Origin of the sequence: Azospirillum agricola (assembly GCF_017876095.1) — a bacterium.
Lineage (GTDB): Bacteria > Pseudomonadota > Alphaproteobacteria > Azospirillales > Azospirillaceae > Azospirillum > Azospirillum agricola.
In genome coordinates this window covers 34,574-52,228 of the sequence record NZ_JAGINM010000022.1, presented here as the reverse complement: position 1 = coordinate 52,228, position 17,655 = coordinate 34,574, and the positions used below count along the sequence as shown (strand labels likewise).

Genomic DNA, 17,655 nt, shown 5'->3' with positions numbered 1-17,655 from the left:
CACGGACAAAAACACATCCCGGAAACAACACTGGAAGTCTGTTTTCCTACAACGCCGCGGATCCGGCTCCCCGCCGCACCAGCGACCGGTTCAGCGCCAGACTGACGACGGCGGAACCGCCGATCACCAGCGCCATCGGCATCGCCGTGCCGTCGGCCGTCAGACCCACCACCCAGCCCGCCAGCGCTCCCGTGCTGAACTGCAACATGCCGGCGAGCGCCGAGGCGGTGCCCGCCATCTGCGGGAAGGACTGCATGGCGCCGGCCATCGCGTTGGCGTTGGTCAGCCCGGTCAGCGCCATGAACAGGAACAGGCAGCCGACCAGCCCCCACAGACCGCCCCAGCCCTCCAGCGCGACCACCGCCAGCAGCAGGCCGCTCGCCGCCGACAGGGCGGTGCCGGCCCGCAGGATGCGGTCGGAACCGAAGCGCATGACGATGCGGCTGTTGACCGTGTTGACCAGGATCATGCCGACGATGTTGATTCCGAACAGATACCCGTAATTCTCCGGCCGCACCCCGAACAGCTCGATGTAGACGAAGGGCGAGCCGGAGATGAAGGCGAACATCCCCGCATAGATGAAGGACGACCCCACCGCGTAGCCGAGATAGGCGCGGTCGGTCAGCAACCGGCGGTAGGATTGCGCCAGCAGCATCGGGCGCAGGCTGGTGCGGTTGCCGGCCGCCAGCGTCTCCGGCAGGGTGAACAGCGCCAGCATGGCGACGGCGCCGAAGATGGCCTGCGCCCAGAAGATCCAGCGCCAGTCGGCCCAGACCAGGATCTGCCCGCCGATCAGCGGGGCGATGATCGGGGCGGCCCCCATCACCAGCATCATCATCGACAGGGTGCTCGCCGCGCGGTCGCGCTCGAAGACGTCGCGGATCATCGCGCGGACCAGCACCGGCCCGGCGCAGGCGCCGAGCGCCTGGACGAAGCGCCAGAGGGCGAGATGCGCGATGTCGCCGGTCAGCGAGCAGCCGACGCAGCCGACGGCATAGAGCAGGATGCCGGTCGCCACCGGCCCGCGCCGGCCGAAACGGTCGCCCAGCGCCCCCCACAGGAGCTGCCCGACGCCGAAGCCCAGGAAGAAGGCCGACAGGGTCCACTGCACCTGCCCCTGGCTGGCGCGCAGATCCGCCCCGATCGCCGGCATGCCCGGCAGATACATGTCGGTCCCCATCGGACCGAAGGACATCAGGACGCCGAGGGCGGCGATGAAGAAGGGGCTGTGCGCAGGCGACAGGGAACGGACGGCGGCAAGGCGCGCGAGCATGGTGTGTCCGGCTTGGATGCTTGGGGGGAGGACGGAAGGGTGGGAGTCCGAAGCGTTCAGGCTGAGCCTTTTCCGCAACCTCACAAAGCCCCGTCTCGGCATGGCTGATCTGCCGAACGGGCAACGGCCAGGCGGGTGGCGACCGCCCATGACGGTTGCGCCACGCGAATCACCTATGCGTCCAGAGGCTTTTCGCGTCTAGAATTCCACATTGACCGCCGAACCCGCCGAAGGCCGCTCCATGATGGCTTGCTCCCGCCGCTCGGTCCTGACGCTGGGTGCCGCCGCCCTCGCCGCGCGCGCCCTCCCGGCTCGGGCCGAGGGCTTCATCCCCGGCCTCGTCTACGCGGTCGGGCAGAAGTTCGACAAGAGCTTCAACGAGGGCGCCCATCTCGGGGCGGAGCGCTTCAAGGCCGCGACCGGCATCCCCTACCTCGAATACGCGCCGGCCAGCCCGGCCCAGTTCAACCAGGCGGTGGCGTCGCTGCTCCGCCGCAAGGCCACCGACGTGGCGGCCATCGGCTTCTACTACGCGACGGCGCTCACCGCCCTGGCCCCGAGCCATCCGCAAGTGCGCTTCACCCTTGTCGACGGGGTGGCGGAGGGGCCGAACATCCGCTGCGTCACCTTCAAGGAACAGGAGGGCGCCTTCCTGGTCGGGGTTCTGGCGGCGCTGGCCTCGAAGACGGGAACGGTCGGCTTCATCGGCGCCCTCGACATCCCGCTGCTGCGCAAGTTCGCCGCCGGGTTCGAGCAGGGCGCCCGCCACGCGCGCGGCGACGTGAAGGTTCTGGTCAATTTCGTCGGCACCACGCCCGCCGCCTTCAACGACCCGACGAACGGGGCGGAGGTCGCCCGCGCCCAGTTCCAGCGTGACGCCGACGTGGTGTTCGCCGGGGCCGGAGTGTCGAATTTCGGCATCTTCGCGGCGGCCAGGGACGGCGGCCGGCTGGCCATCGGGGTCGACGGCAACCAGAACCACCTCTATCCCGGCACCATCCTGACCTCGATGCTGAAACGGGTCGATCTGGCGGTGGAGGCCAGTTTCCAGGCCGGCCGGCAGGGCGTCTGGAGCGCCGGCGGCCGGGCGCTGGGCCTGGCGGACGGCGCCGTCGATTACGCCGTCGACGTGAACAACCGCGAGCTTCTGACCCCGGCCATGCTGGCCCAGGCGGAGGAGGCGCGCCGCGCCATCATCGCCGGCCGCATCCCGGTCGCCGACGGAAGCTGAATCCCGCGCCCTTCCGGCCGTCACCGGAATCCATCAGCGCTCCGCCTTCGAACGCCCTTCCCTGCCGGTGAAGTCGCGATGGGCGATCGACGCCTCCTCGCCGACGCGCACGCTTGAAGCGGCAAAGGCCTCGTCCGCCGAACGGTCCAGCAGTTCCGGCAGCACGACCCGCGCCCCGGCCGCCAGCACGACGATGGCCGCCAGGGCCGTGACGAAGGCTTTCATCCCCACCTCTCCTTCCAAGACCCGCGGTCCGGTCGCCGCGGGCTCCTGACGCTCCTGGACCTGACAACAGCCGGGCCGGGCGATTGTTTCCAGCCTCCGCGTTTTTCCCCTTGATATGCTCTGATAGAGCACATAGTCTTTTGCTCGAAACGAGCATTTTGGAGCGAACGATGCCCGACGCCGCCGGCCCCGCCCAAGCGCCCCGCGACCTCCGCGCCGCCCCCGGCGACCTCGCCTACACCCCCGCCGTCGCCGAGGCCACGGCGCCCATCTACGAGCGGATGAGGCGCGTCGTCCCCGCCATCGAATGGCCGTTCCACGCCCCGCTGATCCACGCCATCAACGCGCTGAAGCGCGAGCGGAACGCCGTCGTCCTCGCCCACAACTACCAGACGCCGGAGATCTTCCACGGCGTGGCCGACATCGTCGGCGACAGCCTGGCGCTGGCCGCCAAGGCGACGCAGACCGACGCCGACGTCATCGTGCTGGCCGGCGTGCATTTCATGGCGGAGACGGCCAAGCTGCTGAATCCGTCCAAGACGGTGCTGATCCCCAGCCGCAACGCCGGCTGCTCGCTGGCCGACTCGATCACCGCCGCCGACGTGCGGCTGCTGCGCGAGGCGCATCCCGGCGTGCCGGTCGTCGCCTACGTCAACACCTCGGCCGAGGTGAAGGCCGAGGTCGACATCTGCTGCACCTCCGGCAACGCGGTGGAGGTGGTGGAATCGCTCGGCGTCGACCGCGTGCTGTTCCTGCCCGACGAGTATCTGGCGAAGTACGTCGCCACCCAGACCAAGGTCGAGATCATCGCCTGGAAGGGCCATTGCGAGGTCCACGAGCGCTTCACCGGCGCCGAGATCGACGAGTTCCGCCGGCGCTTCGACCGGCTGACGGTGATCGCCCACCCGGAATGCCCGCCCGACGTGCTGGCCGCCGCCGATTTCGTCGGCTCGACCGCCCGGATGATCGATTTCGTGGCCGGGGAGAAGCCGCCGCGCGTCCTGATGGTCACCGAATGCTCGATGAGCGACAACGTCGCCGCCGCCTCGCCCGACACCGAGTTCGTGCGCCCCTGCAACCTGTGCCCGCACATGAAGACGGTCACGCTGGCCGGCATCCTGGACTCGCTGCAAACGCTGGAGCCGCGCGTCGAGATCGCCCCGGAGCTGGCCGACCGCGCCCGCCGCTCGGTGGAACGGATGCTGGCGGTCAAGCCGCGGTGAGCTTCGAGCCCTCGCCCGCCCCGGACGAGGGACACCACGCCCGTGCCGAGGATCGCCCATGACCTCACCCACATCGTCCATCCCCTACGAGGTCCGTGACGCCGACGTGATCGTCGTCGGCTCCGGGCTGGCCGGAATGACGGCGGCGCTCGCGCTGGCCCCGCGCGCCGTCACCCTGCTGACCAAGACCGCCGACCTGCCCGGCGGGTCGAGCCTCCACGCCCAGGGCGGCATCGCCGCCGCCATAGGTCCGGGCGACCGGCCGGAGGACCACGCCGCCGACACCGTCTCGGCCGGCGCCGGGCTGGTCGACGCGGCGATGGCGGCGCTGCTGACCCGCGACGGCGCCGAATGCCTGCGGGCGATGCTCGCCGACGGCCTCCCGTTCGACCGCGACGCGGACGGCGCGCCGCTGCTCGGCCGCGAGGCGGCGCACGGCGCGGCGCGCATCGTCCATGCCGGGGGCGACGCCACCGGGCGGACCCTGGTCACGGCGCTGGCCCGGCGGCTGCGCGCCACCCCGTCGGTGCGGGTCGGGACCGACGCCTTCGCCGTCGATCTCGCCATGCGCGGCGGCCGCGTCTGCGGCCTGCTGGCCTTCCAATCGGAGGGCTGGGTCCTGCACCGCGCGCCGCGCGTGATCCTGGCGACCGGCGGCATCGGCGCCGCCTTCGCACGCACCACCAACCCGGCCGAGGCGACCGGCGACGGGCTGGCGCTGGCGGCGCGGGCCGGCGCCCGGCTCGCCGACCTGGAGTTCGTGCAGTTCCACCCCACCGCGCTGGCCGTCGCCGCCGACCCGGCGCCGCTGCTGACCGAGGCGCTGCGCGGTGCCGGCGCAATCCTGCTCGACCGCGTCGGGCGGCGCTTCATGCCCGACGAGCATCCGCTGGCCGAGCTGGCGCCACGCGACGTCGTCGCCCGCGCCATCGGCCGCCGCGTCGCGGCGGGGGAAGGCGTCTTCCTCGACCTGCGCCCGGCGCTCGCCGCCAGGCCGGACGGTTTCCCGACCGTGCTGGCGCTCTGCGCCGCCCATGGGCTGGACCCGTTCCGGGAACCGATGCCGGTCGCCCCGGCCGCCCATTACCACATGGGCGGAATCGTCACCGACGCCGACGGGCGCACCAGCCTGGAGGGGCTGTGGGCCTGCGGCGAGGTCGCTTGCACCGGCGTCCACGGCGCCAACCGGCTGGCCAGCAACTCGCTGCTGGAGGCGCTGGTCTTCGGCGACCGCGTCGCCCGCGACGTGGCGGCCCGCACCCTGCCGCCGCCGCCGCCCTTCGCCCTGCCCGCTCCCCCCGCCGTGGTGACGGGGTTGGGCGACGCACTGCTCGACGCCATCGCGGCGGAGACGCGCGCCGTGCTCTACGAGGGCGCCGGGCTGGTCCGCGACGGGCTGGGGCTGCGGGCGGCGCGGCGCAAGCTCGACCGGCTGGCGGCGGCGCTCGACAGCCTGAGCGACGCCGGCAGCGGGCACCTCCCCACCCCGGAGGCGATCCGCCGCTGGGGCGAGGCGCGCAACCGGCTGCTGGTCGGCCGGCTGGTCGTCCACGCCGCGCTGTCCCGCGAGGAGAGCCGGGGCGCCCATTGCCGGACCGACCACCCCCTGCCCGACCCGGCCCTCGACCGCGACGCCGGCCGCAGCGCCGACCGCCGCACCCTGACCCTCACCGATCTGGCCGGCCCCGCCGGCCCCCTGCCCGGAGACGCCGCATGCTGCATCCCCTGACCGTCGAGCCCATCGTCCGCGCCGCCCTGGCCGAGGATCTGGGCCGGGCCGGCGACATCACCACCGACAGCATCATCCCCGCCGACGCCACCGCCACCGCCCGCATCGCCGCCCGCAGGGATGGCCGGGTCGCCGGGCTGGAGGCGGCGCTGATCGCCTTCCGCCTGCTCGACCCCGCCGTCGTCGTCACGGTGGAGCGGGAGGACGGCGGCGACGTCGCCCCCGGCGGCACCATCGCCACCGTCGCCGGCAAGGCCCGCGCCCTGCTGACCGCCGAACGCACGGCGCTGAACCTGATGGGCCGGCTGTCCGGCATCGCCACCGCCACCCGCGCGCTGGTCCGCGAGGTCGAGGGGACGCGCGCCCGCATCGTCTGCACCCGCAAGACCACGCCGGGCCTGCGCGTGCTGGAGAAGCACGCGGTCAAGCTGGGCGGTGGCTTCAACCATCGTTTCGGCCTCGACGACGCGGTGCTGATCAAGGACAACCACATCGCGGTGGCCGGCGGCGTCCGCGCGGCGGTGGAGCGGGTGCGCGCCCACATCGGCCACATGGTGAAGGTCGAGGTCGAGGTCGACACGCTCGATCAGCTCGACGAGCTGCTGGGGCTGCCGGTGGACGTGGTGCTGCTCGACAACATGGATCCCGACACGCTGCGCCGGGCGGTGCGGATGGTCGACGGCCGCCTGCTGACCGAGGCGTCGGGCAACGTCACGCAGGCCACCGTCCGCGCCATCGCCGAGGCGGGGGTCGACATGATCTCCTGCGGCTGGCTGACCCACAGCGCGCCCAACCTCGACATCGGGCTGGATGTCTGAGGGGTGTTAAACTCCCACCCTCCCACTCCCCTGCGAAGCGAGGGAGGGGGAGGGTGGGCACGGGTGCCGCCGCCTACGGGAAATCCTTCACCGTGTGCAGGTGGTTCAGCGGCCCGTGGCCATGGCCCAGCCCCGGCGCCGTCAGGATCGCGGTCTCGACATAGGCCCGCGCGCGGGCAACCGCGTCGCGGGTGCCCAGGCCCTGCGCCAGACCGGCGGCAATGGCGGACGCCAGGGTGCAGCCTGTGCCGTGGGTGTGCGGCGTGTGGACCCGCTCGCCCTGGAACACCGTCTCGCCCTCCTCCGTCAGCAGCAGGTCGTAGAGGCGGTCGTCCTCCAGATGCCCGCCCTTCAGCAGCACCGATTTCGGCCCGAAGGTGAGGATCAGTTCGGCGGCCCGGCGCATGTCGTCGAGATCGCGGATCGGCACGTCGGTCAGCGCCTCGGCCTCCGGCAGGTTGGGCGTCACGATGGCGGCGCGCGGCAGCAGCCGCTTGCGCAGGGTCAGCATCGCCTCGGGCTCCAGCAGATGATGGCCGCTCTTGGCGATCATCACCGGATCGACGACCAGCGGCACGTTGCCGCCGCGCATCTCGTACTCGGTCGCCACCGCGTCGATGACGGGGGCGTTGGCCAGCATGCCGATCTTCAGCGCGTCGGCGCCGATGTCCTCCAGCACCACCTTCATCTGGAGCGCCACGAAGGCCGGGTCGATCGGCAGCACGCCGTAGACCCCGGTGGTGTTCTGCGCGGTCAGCGCCGCGATGGCGGTCGCCGCGTAGGCGCCGAGCGCGCTCACCGCCTTGATGTCGGCCTGGATGCCGGCGCCGCCGCCGGAATCCGACCCGGCGACGATGAGGACGCGGCCCTTCATCGCGCGCCCTCCAGCGCGCTGGTCCGGATCGCCTCGGCGATGTCGCCGACCACCTGATGGACCAGCGCCTCGTCGTCGCCCTCGGCCATGACGCGGATCACCGGCTCGGTCCCCGATTTGCGGATCAGGATGCGGCCGCTTTTCGCCAGGCGCGCCTCGCCCTCGCGGATGGCGTCCTGCACCGTCAGATCGTCCAGCGGCTTGGAGCCGGCGGCGAAGCGGACGTTGGTCAGCTTCTGCGGCACCGGCGCGAAGACGCGGCAGACCTCGCTCGCCGACCGGCCGTTGGACTGGATCAGCACCGCCAGCACCTGGAGCGCCGCGATCAGCCCGTCGCCGGTGGTCGAATAGTCCGACAGCACGACGTGGCCCGACTGCTCGCCGCCGACGTTGTAGCCGCGCTCGCGCATCAGCTCGACGACGTAGCGGTCGCCGACCGGGGTGCGCGCCAGATGCAGGCCGAGCCCGTCGAGATGCCGCTCCATGCCGAGGTTCGACATGACGGTCGCCACCACGCCGCCGCCGCGCAGCGTCTGCGACGCCGCCCAGGAGGAGGCGATCAGGGTCATCAGCTGGTCGCCGTCGATCGGACGCCCGGCCTCGTCCACCATGATCAGCCGGTCGGCGTCGCCGTCCAGCGCGACGCCGAGATGGGCGTTGTGGGCGACGACCTGCTCCTGCAAGGTCTGGGTGGCGGTGGCGCCGCAGCCCTTGTTGATGTTGGTGCCGTCCGGCGCGACGCCGACCGGGATGACGTCGGCCCCCAGCTCGTACAGCACCTTGGGCGCCACGCGGTAGGCGGCGCCGTTGGCGCAGTCGACGACGATCTTCAGCCCGTCGAGCCGCAGGCCGCGCGGGAAGGTGTTCTTCACATACTCGATGTAGCGGCCGGTCGCGTCCTCCATGCGGCTGGCGCGGCCGAGGTCGGAGGGGGCGGCGAGATCGGCGGCGAAGGGCTGGCCCATCCGCGTCTCGATGGCGATCTCGACCTCGTCCGACAGCTTGTAGCCGTCCGGGCCGAACAGCTTGATGCCGTTGTCCTGGTAGGGGTTGTGCGAGGCCGAGATGACGACGCCCATGTCGGCGCGCAAGGACCGCGTCAGCATCGCCACCGCCGGGGTCGGCAGCGGGCCGACCAGCACGACGTCCATCCCCATCGAGATGAAGCCGGCGGTCAGCGCCGGCTCCAGCAGATAGCCCGACAGGCGCGTGTCCTTGCCGATCACCACGCGGTGGCGGTGGTCGCCGCGCCGGAACTGGAGCGCCGTCGCCATCGCCACGCGCAGGGCCGTTTCGGCGGTCATCGGATCGACGTTGGCGGTGCCGCGGATGCCGTCGGTGCCGAACAGGTGTCGCGTCATGAGAACCTCGGGAATGGACATGCCCGACGGCCGGCGACGCCGGCCGGGGGAAACCGTGAAATGACTTTTTCCACCGGTTTCCTCGGCGCGGTCAAGCATCCTTCCCACATCTGCGCGAAAGGGTTACGGCGGGCAAGGTTCATAGGCGGGATTGCAGGGGGTGCAGCCCCTCCCACAGGGCGCGGGCCTGCGCGGTCTCCGCCACGTCGTGGACGCGCAGGATCTGCGCCCCCTGGTTCAGCGTCTCCAGCCCGGCGGCGAGCGAACCGGCCAGACGCTCCCTCGGCGGCTCGCCGCGCGACAGGCGGCCGATGAAGGCCTTGCGCGACAGGCCGATCAGCACCGCGCAGCCGAGCGCATGGTACAGCGCCGTGTGGCGCAGGATCGACAGGTTGTGCTCCACCGTCTTGCCGAAGCCGATGCCGGGATCGACGGCGATGTGCTCCGGCGGCACCCCGGCGGCGGCGCAGCGGGCGACGCGCTCCTCCAGCCAGTCGAAGACGTCGAGGGCGGCGTCGGCGTATTGGGGGTTCGCCTGCATGGTGCCGGGCTCGCCCAGCATGTGCATCAGCACGACCGGCGTGCCCGATCGGGCGACCACCGGCAGGGCCAGCGGATCGCCCAGGCCGGCGACGTCGTTGACGATGCGCGCGCCGGCCCCGATGGCGGCGGCCATGACGCGGGCGTGCCGCGTGTCGACCGAGACGGTGGCGCCCCGGCCGGCGAAATGGCGGATGACGGGGAGGACGCGCCTCTCCTCCTCTTCCGGCGACACCGGGCTGGAACCGGGACGGGTGGACTCGCCGCCGATGTCGAGGATGTCGGCGCCGGCATCCAGCAGCGCCCCGCCATGGGCGATGGCGGCGGCGTGGTCGAGGAAGTCGCCGCCGTCGGAGAAGCTGTCGGGCGTGACGTTGACGATGCCCATGATGGCGGGCCGCCCCAGCTCGACGGCGCCGAAGGGGGAGCGGGCGCGGGTCAGCGCGCCGAGCTGGCGGTCCAGCGCCTCGGCCACCTCCCGCGCGCGCTCCCACCCCCAGGCGAGGATCTCGGAGAGCGGCGCGAAGGCGCGCTCGACGCGCCCTCCCTCAAGACCGCCCCCCTGGCGGACGATCAGCTCCGCCGTGGCGAAGGCGAAGCGCCCGCCGGCCAGCGGAACCGCCGCCCCCTTGGCCCAGGCGGCGATGGGCATCAGCCCGACCGGGCGCAGATAGACCCGCACGCCCGGCTCCGCCGCCCAGGCGCAGAAGGAGGCCAACGAGCCGGCGGCGGATTTGGGGGCGGATTTGGGGGCGGGGGGCATGGACGAACCTTCGGAACGGAAAGCGCTGCCCCGTTCCTAGGACGGGGGCGACCGGGGGGCAAGAGGAAGTCGCCCCCCGGCCGCGCCCCTCACTTCGGCAGCGGCGCCAGCCCGGCCATGATGTGGTCCTTGCGCTCGCCGTAGAAGCCGCCCAGCTCGGCGGCGCGGCCGTCGTCGAGAACGTCCTTGGCCTCCTCGAACAGCTCCTCCTCCTCCTCGTCGAGGTGGTGGCGGACCAGCTCGCCCAGGACCTGGAGCTTCTCCTTCCAGCCGCTGTCCGTCACCTTCATGGCGTTCAGCTCGTCGAGCAGGCCGTTGATCAGGTGATGCTCGTTCAGCCCCTCGACGGTCTCGGACTTGGCCTCCTTGGCCTTGGACAGCGAGGCGTAGAAGACGCCCTCCTCGACCTTGGCGTGGGCCCACAGCTCGCGCTGCAAATCCTCGAAGACGGCGCGGCCGTTGCCGTTGGCCTGCTCGATCTTGTCGAGCAGGGCGCGGATGGTGTCGTGGTCGGTCTTGATGCGGGCGAAGATGTCGGTCTTCCGGGCCATTGCGGCGTCCTTCCAATGAAATCCGTTGCTGGAAGAACCCCGGCGGCGGCCCGGTGTTCCTTGCCCCCTCCCCTTGAGCGCCGCCCCCGGCTCAGAACTGCTTCAGCAGCCGGTCGATGTACTCGCGCTCCGGCTGCGGCCGGTTGTACTGGCCGGAGCGGCGGCGCAGCTCGTCCAGGATCTCGCGGGCGCGCTGAAGCTCCGACTGCTCGGGGATCTTGACGTCGTTGGAATCCTGCATGCCGTAGCCGGACGGGCGGCGGCCCAGCGGGTCGCGGCCCCGGCCCTGGCGTTGCCCCTGCCCCTGCTGCCCCGGCTGCTGCTGGCCCATCATCGCCGGCCCCTGCCCCATCATCATCTGGTTGGCGAGCTGCTCGGCCATGCTCTGCATGCTCTGCTGAAGCTCGTCCATCGCCTGGGTCTGCGACGGCACGGCGGCGCCGGGGGAGCCCTGCTGCAAGGCCTGGGCGGCGTCGCGCATGGCGCGCTCGGCGCGGCCCAGCGGCCGGGGAATCTCGCCGCCGGACTGCTCGCCCATGCGGCGCATCAGCTCGCCGAGCTGGCGGCGCAGCGCCTCCTGCTGCTCGGCCTGCTTCTGGAGGGTCGGGCTGCCGGCCATGTTGCCCTGGTTGTTGCGCTGGCCCTGCTGCCCCGGCTGCTGGCGCCCGCGCGGAGACTGCTGCCCCGGCTGGCCCTGCTGCTGGCTGGGATCCTGGGCCTGGCGGAAGCTCTGGTCGAGAAGCTGCTGCTGCTGCTGGGTCAGCTTCTGCAAGTCCTGCATCATCCGCCAGGCGTCGTTCTGGTTGTTCTGCTGGCCCGACTGCGCCATGGCGCCGTTGCGCATGCTCTCCAGCATCTGCTGGAGCTGCGACAGCATCTGGCGGGCGGCGTCGCGCGAGCCCGTCTGCGCCATCTCGCGCATGCGGTCGAGCATCTGCTGGAGGTCGTTGCGGTCGGTCATGCGGTCGGCCATCTCCGGCGGGATGGTCGGGATCTGCTCGCCGCGCTGGAGCGCCTCCATCATCCGCTGCTCCATGGCGTCCATGAACTTGTCGAGCGCCGCCTGCAACTCGTCCATCAGGCGGTTCAGCTCCTCGTCGCTGGCGTTCTTGTCGAGCGCCTCGGACAGGCGGCGCTCGGCGTCGCGCAGGTCGCGCTCGGCCAGCGACAGCCCGCCGTCCTCGATGCGCAGCGCGGTTTCCCAGAGAAGTTGCTGGAGGGCCGGCACCGACTCCGCGCTGTCGTCCAGCATCAGCCGGGCGACGGCGGTGCGCAGCGCCAGGAAGGCCACCAGATCCTGCCCGTACTGGCCGGGCCGCGCCGAGATGTCGGCCAGGGCGCGGGCGACGTCGGTGCGGGATTCCGCCGGCTGGCGGGTGAAGATCCTGCGCTGCTCGACGATGGCGCGGGCGACCGGATGGTTGAAGACGCGCTCGGGCAGCACGATCGGGGCGTCCTCCGACTGGCCGGTCTGGCCGGCGCCGTCGGTGACGATCAGACGCACCGTGACCGGCAGACCCGCCCAGGGATGGGCGGTCAGGTCGTGGAAGGCGGTGTTGCGCGCGTCCTTCGGGCGCAGGCCGGGCAGGGCCAGCGGCAGATCGAGCGGCGGGGCGTTGCGCAGGGCCGGAGGCAGGGCCGAAGGGGTGGCGGGCGCCGGGGCGGCGCCGGGCGCGGCCTCGTTGGGGCCAGGGGCGGAAGCGGGGGCCGGCACGGCCGGCCGGATTTGCGCCTTCACCTCGGTCAGGCCGTAATCGTCGCGGGCGGCGTAGTCCAGCCGCAGGGCGCCGCGCTCGCCGGCCGTGGGCGGGTTGGCGTGGGCGACGATCGGCGGGCTGTCCGGCACGACGCGGACCGGCCAGCTTCCCAGCGTCCGTCCGCCCTGCGTCACCGCGATGCGGCTGCCGGCGGTGATCGGCTGCTGGATCTGGAAGGTGGTGGCGTCCACCGTCTCGAAGCCGGCGGAGCGGTCGCCCGCCTCCAGGGTCGGAACGCCGCCGCCGCCGCTGACGCGGGCCATCACCTGGCTGCCCGAGGGCACCGGCACCGGCTGGTCGGCCGGGGCGTTGACGGTGGCGCCGGCCTTCAGGAAGACCGGCGGCAGGCCGGTGTAGTCGGGCGGCGTCACCCACAGGTCGAGCGTCGCCACGGCGGTCGCCGGCCCGCCGTCGAAGCGGGGCGACAGCGCCGCCATCAGGCGCGGGCGCCAGTCGCCCCAGCCGGCGGCCCCGGCCACCACGAGCAGCAGGATCACCAGCGCCCGCAAGGCGAAGCGGTCGTGCGCCGGGACGGTCGCCTCCGGCCACGCCACCCGCAGCCGGCGCATCGCCGCGCGGGTGCGCTCCTGGTGCAGGCGCCACAGCGCCTCGGCCAGCGGGTCGTTGCCCGACGGACGGTCGCGCAGCGCTGTCAGCGGGCGGTGGGGGATGCCGCTGTCGCGCTCCAGCCGGCGCCGGGCGTCGCCCTCGTCCGGCAGGCGGAGGCGGCGGACGCCGGCCACGACGGCCAGCGCGAAGGCGCCGGCCAGCAGCACCAGCAGCGCCGCGTGCAGCCAGCCCGGCAGATGCGGCAGCAGATTGAACAGGGCGAGCGCCAGGAAGACGCCGAGAATGGTCAAGGGCGCCCACAGGGCCGGCCCGAGCCGCTCCCACAGCAGCGCCGAGCGGGCCTGCCACAGCCGGGCGCGCGGTTCGGATGGGGGAAGGGAATTGGCGGAGGCGCCGCCCTGGTCGCCGCCCTGGTCGCCGCCGCGCGCGTCCGTCGCCGGGTCGGTCCGCCGTGCGTCCTGCCTCATCCCGTACCCCACTTCCGCGTTCGTGGCCGTGCGCCATCCACCATATAAGGCGCCGCCGCCGGTTTTGCCCACCGGCGCGATGGTACAGCACACCATCGCCGGATGGCGAAACTGTGACGGGCGGAGCCGCCTGGAGGCGGGTCAGTCGCCGGAGCCAGGGGGAATCGCGCGGGTCACGGCGACACGGCGGCGGGTCTCGCGGTGCAGGATGTAGAGGCCGCTCGCCATCACCACGGCGGCGCCCAGCGCCATCGTCCCGGTCGGCACGTCGCCCCACAGCGCCCAGCCGAACAGCACCGCCAGCAGCAGCGACGAGTAGTTCAGCGGCGCCACCACCGCGGCCGGGGCCAGCGAATAGGCCCGCGTCACCAGCATCTGGCCGCCGCCGCCGAGCAGCCCCATGGCGACCAGCAGCGCCCATTCGGTCGCGGTCGGCGTCACCCAGTCGAAGGGCAGCGCCAGCCCAAGCGCCAGCGTGGTGATCAGGGTGAAGTAGAAGACGATGGTGTTGGGCGGCTCGGTCCGGCTCAGCTGGCGGATGGCGATGACCGCGAAGGCGTTGCCGAAAGCGCCGCCCAGCGCCACCATGGCGCCGAGATTCAGCACGTCGCCGCTCGGTTGCACGATGATCAGCACGCCGGCGAAACCGACCAGCACCGCGCTCCAGCGGTGGATGCCGACCTTCTCGGCCAGCAGCGGGACCGACAGCGCGGTCAGGAACAGCGGCGCCGCGAAGTTCAGCGCGATGGCGTCGCCCAGCGGCAGCAGATGGAACGACCAGAACATGGCGACCATCGTCGTCAGCCCGATCATCGACCGCCCCAGATGCCCCCAGGGATGACGGGTGCGCAGGGTCCGCGCGAATCCGTCGCCGAGATGGATGGCGACGCAGACCGGGATCAGCGCGAAGAAGCTGCGGAAGAACGAGACTTCGGCCACCGGGAAACGCTCGGTCAGGAGCTTCACCAGGACGTTCATCATCGAGAAGAGGAACACCGACCCGAACATCGCGGCGATGCCGAGCGGCGTGTTGTCCACCCGCCGGTGAGGCTTGGACGTCGTCTGGGGGGGGGAGGTCACGATGGCCGGCAGTCTATCAAAGCGCAACCGCCCGCGTCACGGTGTCGCGACGCGGGCGGTCATGTCCCGACGGAATGGCGGCCCTGCGGCCTTAACGGCTTGCCCGCGTTGCGGCTTTCAGCCGCTTCAGGCCTTCAGCTGGCCGGTCACCTCGGCCTCGGCGCGCAGCCAGTGGTCCTGCTCGCGGCCGTGGGGCCGTCCCTCCTCCTCCCAGATCTGATAGGCGCGGTCCTGGATCAGCTTGCTCTGCTGGCCGCCCAGCAGCCCCTCGGCGATTCCCATGTTGAGGCGGGCGAGCGAAACCAGGCGCCGCTCCTCGATCGAGCCGCCGGTGGCCTCCATGGTGGTGCCGACGACATACTGCGCCAGGTTGCGCAAATTGGCCTTCGCCTCCGGCTCGATCGGGCTGTCGCCGTTGAGCAGGACGGCCTTGATCGCGATCCAGAGCTTCAGATTGTGGTCGAGCGCGACGTTGACCTTTTCCGGCGTGTCGGCGTCCAGCAGCAGGCTGGCGGCGTGCAGCAGCGCGACGCTGTCCTGTTCCGCCACGGCGAAGTTGGTGCGCAGGATGACCTCGGCCCCCGAATCGGTGGCCGCGGACGGCAGTTCGGTCGCGGGGGTCGCTTGCGAAACCTGGGCGGGCGGAGCGGAGGCGGCGGTCTTGCGCTTGGTGGCCATGGTCGTTTCCCCGGGAGCGTTCAATCCGCGTCCACTAGAACCAACCATGTTTAAGATGCGGTTAAGGGCGAGTGGAACCGTTCGTCGCACCACCGGAAGGTTCCGGCCGGAATCGTCGTCGTCCCTCGCGCCCTCACGGCCCGCCGAACGGCAGGCGGTAGTAGAGGCCGAACACGTTGTTCGGCGCCGACGCCGCATCGGCCGACCCGCCGTCGGTGGCGATGCGGCTGTAGCCCAGGCTGAAGCGCGACTTGTTGTCGAACTCGTAGCCGAGTTCCAGCTGGGACCGGAACTCCGTGGTCGCCCCGCCGTCGCGCGGCGTGCGCGGCAGGGTGCCGGCGCCGAAGCTGGGGGTGAAGACGAAGGAGCCGAGCGGCACGTCGATCAGGACACCGCCCATCAGCCCGGTCGTGCCGCCGGCCCCGGCCAGGGATCCGGCCATGGAGGCGCGCGCGCTGCCGTCGAAGGACTGCGCGCCCGGTCCGATCCACGGCCGCACGCTGGCGTAGCGCTCGATCTGCGGCAGCAGCGAGGCGCCGCCGATGCGCACCTTGCTGTTCAACCCGGACAGGGTGTTTTCCGGCGGGGTCTGCACCGTGTAGGCCAGCCCGCCGACGGTCCAGTTGCCGATGCGGTCGCCGGCCCCCACCGTCTGCGCGTTCGCCGCGAGCCCCGGCAGCAGGGCGCCCAGGGCGGCGGACAGGCACAGGATGAAGGACCGACGGCTCACGGGCTGCCCCTCCGACGACACGGCGATCCACCATAACGAAGGGCACCGCCCTCCGTCCTCCGGCGTATCGGCGCTACCTCCAACTATGTCGGACCTGACACACGGCGATTCAACCATCAATGCGGCATGGAAGCGAGCGCGAAAGCGCAAGCGACGCCACGGGCCGGAGACTGCTAGTCTGGACGGATGCCGCCGATCGACGCCGCCCCGTCCACCGACAGGAGTCAGGCCGGAACGCTCGCCTTCCTGGGCGATCCGCGCAGCCACGGCGGCCGTCCGGTGGAGCGCGTCGACACCCACGCCGCCGTGGTCTTCCTGGCCGGCGGGCGCGCCTACAAGCTGAAGCGCGCGGTGCGCTACCCCTACCTCGACTATTCGACGGTGGAAAAGCGCGAGGCCGCCTGCCGGGCCGAGCTGACGATCAACCGCCGCACCGCCCCCACGCTGTACCGCGACGTCCTGGCGATCCGACGGCGGCCCGACGGCGGGCTGTTCCTCGACGAGGCCGGCGACGGCGCGCGGAGCGGCCCGGCGGTGGATTGGGTGGTAGCGATGCGGCGCTTTCCCGCCGACGCCCTGTTCGACCGGATGGCCGAGCGCGGCGCGCTCACCCCGGCGATCATGCGGGCGCTGGCCGGACGCGTCGCCGCCTTCCACGCGGCGGCGGAGGTCCGGCGTGACGGCGGCGGCGAGGCGGCGCTGCGCGCGGTGGTGGACGGCAACATCGCCGAGATGGCGGAATCGCCGGCGCTGTTCCCCACGAAGCGCCTGGGCCGGCTCGCCGCCCGTTCGGCGGCGGCGCTGGACCGGCTGAAGCCCCTGCTGGAACGGAGGCGGCGCGACGGCTTCGTCCGCCGCTGCCACGGCGACCTGCATCTGCGCAACATCCTGCTGCTGGACGGCGTCCCGACCCTGTTCGACGCCATCGAGTTCGACGAAACCCTGGCCGTCACCGACCTGCTCTACGATCTGGCCTTCCTCCTGATGGATCTGGAGCGGCGCGGGCTGCGCCCGCTCGGCAACGCGCTGCTCAACGGCTGGCTCGACGAGACCGGCGACCGCGCCGGGCTGGCGGCGCTGCCGCTGTTCCTGTCGGTGCGCGCCGCCGTGCGCGCCAAGATCGCCGCCGCCGCGGCCGCCCTGTCACCCGGCAAGGCCGAGGAGCTGGCGGCCGAGGCCCGGCGCGGATTCGATCACGCCGTCGCCGCGCTGGAACCGCCGCCGCCGCGCCTCGTCGCCGTCGGCGGGCTGTCGGGCACCGGCAAATCGCTGCTCGCCCATGCCCTGGCCCCCGCTCTCGGACCGGCTCCGGGGGCGGTGATCCTGCGCAGCGACGCGCTGCGCAAACGGATGCGGGGGGTGCCGGAAACCGAGCGGCTGCCGCCCGACGCCTACGATCCAGCGGTGACCGCGCGGGTGTACGCCGCGCTGCTGGACGGCGCGCGCACCGTTCTGGAGGCCGGCCACGCCGTGGTCGTCGACGCGGTCTGCGCCCGGCCGGAGGAACGCGCCGCCCTCGAATCGCTCGCGGCCGCAGCATCGGTGCGCTTCGACGGGATCTGGCTCGACGCCGCCCTGGAGCTGCGCGCCCTGCGCGTGACGAATCGTCGCAACGACGCCTCCGACGCGACGGCGGAGGTGGCGAAGCGGCAGGAATCCTACGATCTGGGAGACATCCGCTGGGCGCGCCTGGATTCTGGCAGGGTTGCAGCGGATGTGCTTGCCGACGCTCGGGCTACGCTGGCGTAATTCCAAAACGACGGGCGGCGAAGCGCCACCCGGTCG

General features: G+C 72.2%; 15 protein-coding genes. 5 read left to right on the top strand and 10 right to left on the bottom strand.

The window, feature by feature from the left end:
* Window positions 1-46 precede the first annotated feature (46 nt).
* Window positions 47-1,273 carry a Bcr/CflA family multidrug efflux MFS transporter gene (locus tag J2847_RS26535; RefSeq protein WP_209781785.1) on the bottom strand — a complete coding sequence of 409 codons (1,227 nt, stop codon included), beginning with the start codon at window positions 1,271-1,273 and terminating at the stop codon, window positions 47-49.
* 241 nt (window positions 1,274-1,514) lie between these two features.
* Here J2847_RS26535 and J2847_RS26530 point away from each other — a divergent pair, with 241 nt between their 5' ends.
* Entirely contained in the window at window positions 1,515-2,504 is a 990-nt protein-coding gene (locus tag J2847_RS26530; protein ID WP_209781784.1) for a BMP family lipoprotein, read from the top strand.
* Between the two features lie 33 nt (window positions 2,505-2,537).
* Here the strand turns inward: J2847_RS26530 and J2847_RS26525 are convergent, their stop codons facing one another.
* The gene (locus tag J2847_RS26525) at window positions 2,538-2,729 is read right to left on the bottom strand and encodes a hypothetical protein (protein ID WP_209781783.1); all 192 of its coding nucleotides are present in this window, start codon (window positions 2,727-2,729) and stop codon (window positions 2,538-2,540) included.
* Window positions 2,730-2,899: 170 nt separating this feature from the next.
* Between J2847_RS26525 and nadA the strand changes: the two genes are divergently transcribed.
* The 3 genes from nadA to nadC are packed head-to-tail and all read left to right on the top strand — an operon-like array spanning window position 2,900 to window position 6,499.
* Entirely contained in the window at window positions 2,900-3,952 is a 1,053-nt protein-coding gene (nadA, locus tag J2847_RS26520) for a quinolinate synthase NadA (RefSeq protein WP_209781782.1), read from the top strand.
* A 58-nt stretch (window positions 3,953-4,010) separates the two neighbouring features.
* Window positions 4,011-5,681 carry an L-aspartate oxidase gene (locus tag J2847_RS26515; protein ID WP_209781781.1) on the top strand — a complete coding sequence of 557 codons (1,671 nt, stop codon included), beginning with the start codon at window positions 4,011-4,013 and terminating at the stop codon, window positions 5,679-5,681.
* Window positions 5,666-6,499: a carboxylating nicotinate-nucleotide diphosphorylase gene (gene nadC, locus J2847_RS26510; RefSeq protein ID WP_209781780.1), complete on the top strand. Its 834-nt coding sequence runs from the start codon at window positions 5,666-5,668 to the stop codon at window positions 6,497-6,499. The genes J2847_RS26515 and nadC overlap by 16 nt, the downstream gene beginning before the upstream one ends.
* Window positions 6,500-6,572: 73 nt before the next feature.
* Here the strand turns inward: nadC and thiD are convergent, their stop codons facing one another.
* The 8 genes from thiD to J2847_RS26470 form a co-directional block, all read right to left on the bottom strand.
* Complete coding sequence (gene thiD / locus J2847_RS26505; protein WP_209781779.1) at window positions 6,573-7,373, bottom strand: bifunctional hydroxymethylpyrimidine kinase/phosphomethylpyrimidine kinase; 801 nt, start codon at window positions 7,371-7,373, stop codon at window positions 6,573-6,575.
* Window positions 7,370-8,734 carry a phosphoglucosamine mutase gene (gene glmM, locus J2847_RS26500; protein WP_209781778.1) on the bottom strand — a complete coding sequence of 455 codons (1,365 nt, stop codon included), beginning with the start codon at window positions 8,732-8,734 and terminating at the stop codon, window positions 7,370-7,372. The genes thiD and glmM overlap by 4 nt, the downstream gene beginning before the upstream one ends.
* 139 nt (window positions 8,735-8,873) lie before the next feature.
* Window positions 8,874-10,037: a dihydropteroate synthase gene (gene folP, locus J2847_RS26495; RefSeq protein WP_209781777.1), complete on the bottom strand. Its 1,164-nt coding sequence runs from the start codon at window positions 10,035-10,037 to the stop codon at window positions 8,874-8,876.
* Between the two features lie 89 nt (window positions 10,038-10,126).
* On the bottom strand, window positions 10,127-10,588 hold the full coding sequence (locus J2847_RS26490; RefSeq protein ID WP_085552786.1) for a hemerythrin domain-containing protein: 462 nt from the start codon (window positions 10,586-10,588) through the stop codon (window positions 10,127-10,129).
* Window positions 10,589-10,679: 91 nt separating this feature from the next.
* Window positions 10,680-13,382, bottom strand: coding sequence for a TIGR02302 family protein (locus J2847_RS26485; protein WP_209781776.1), 2,703 nt, complete (start codon window positions 13,380-13,382; stop codon window positions 10,680-10,682).
* Window positions 13,383-13,523: 141 nt separating this feature from the next.
* Complete coding sequence (locus J2847_RS26480) at window positions 13,524-14,462, bottom strand: DMT family transporter (protein ID WP_325169491.1); 939 nt, start codon at window positions 14,460-14,462, stop codon at window positions 13,524-13,526.
* A gap of 126 nt (window positions 14,463-14,588) precedes the next feature.
* Window positions 14,589-15,140 (bottom strand): DUF2934 domain-containing protein, encoded by a 552-nt coding sequence (locus tag J2847_RS26475; RefSeq protein ID WP_209781775.1) that lies wholly within the window; start codon window positions 15,138-15,140, stop codon window positions 14,589-14,591.
* A gap of 133 nt (window positions 15,141-15,273) precedes the next feature.
* Window positions 15,274-15,870, bottom strand: a complete 597-nt coding sequence (locus J2847_RS26470) for a hypothetical protein (RefSeq protein ID WP_325169490.1) — start codon at window positions 15,868-15,870, stop codon at window positions 15,274-15,276.
* A gap of 186 nt (window positions 15,871-16,056) precedes the next feature.
* Between J2847_RS26470 and J2847_RS26465 the strand changes: the two genes are divergently transcribed.
* Complete coding sequence (locus J2847_RS26465; RefSeq protein WP_209781774.1) at window positions 16,057-17,619, top strand: bifunctional aminoglycoside phosphotransferase/ATP-binding protein; 1,563 nt, start codon at window positions 16,057-16,059, stop codon at window positions 17,617-17,619.
* Window positions 17,620-17,655 lie beyond the last annotated feature (36 nt).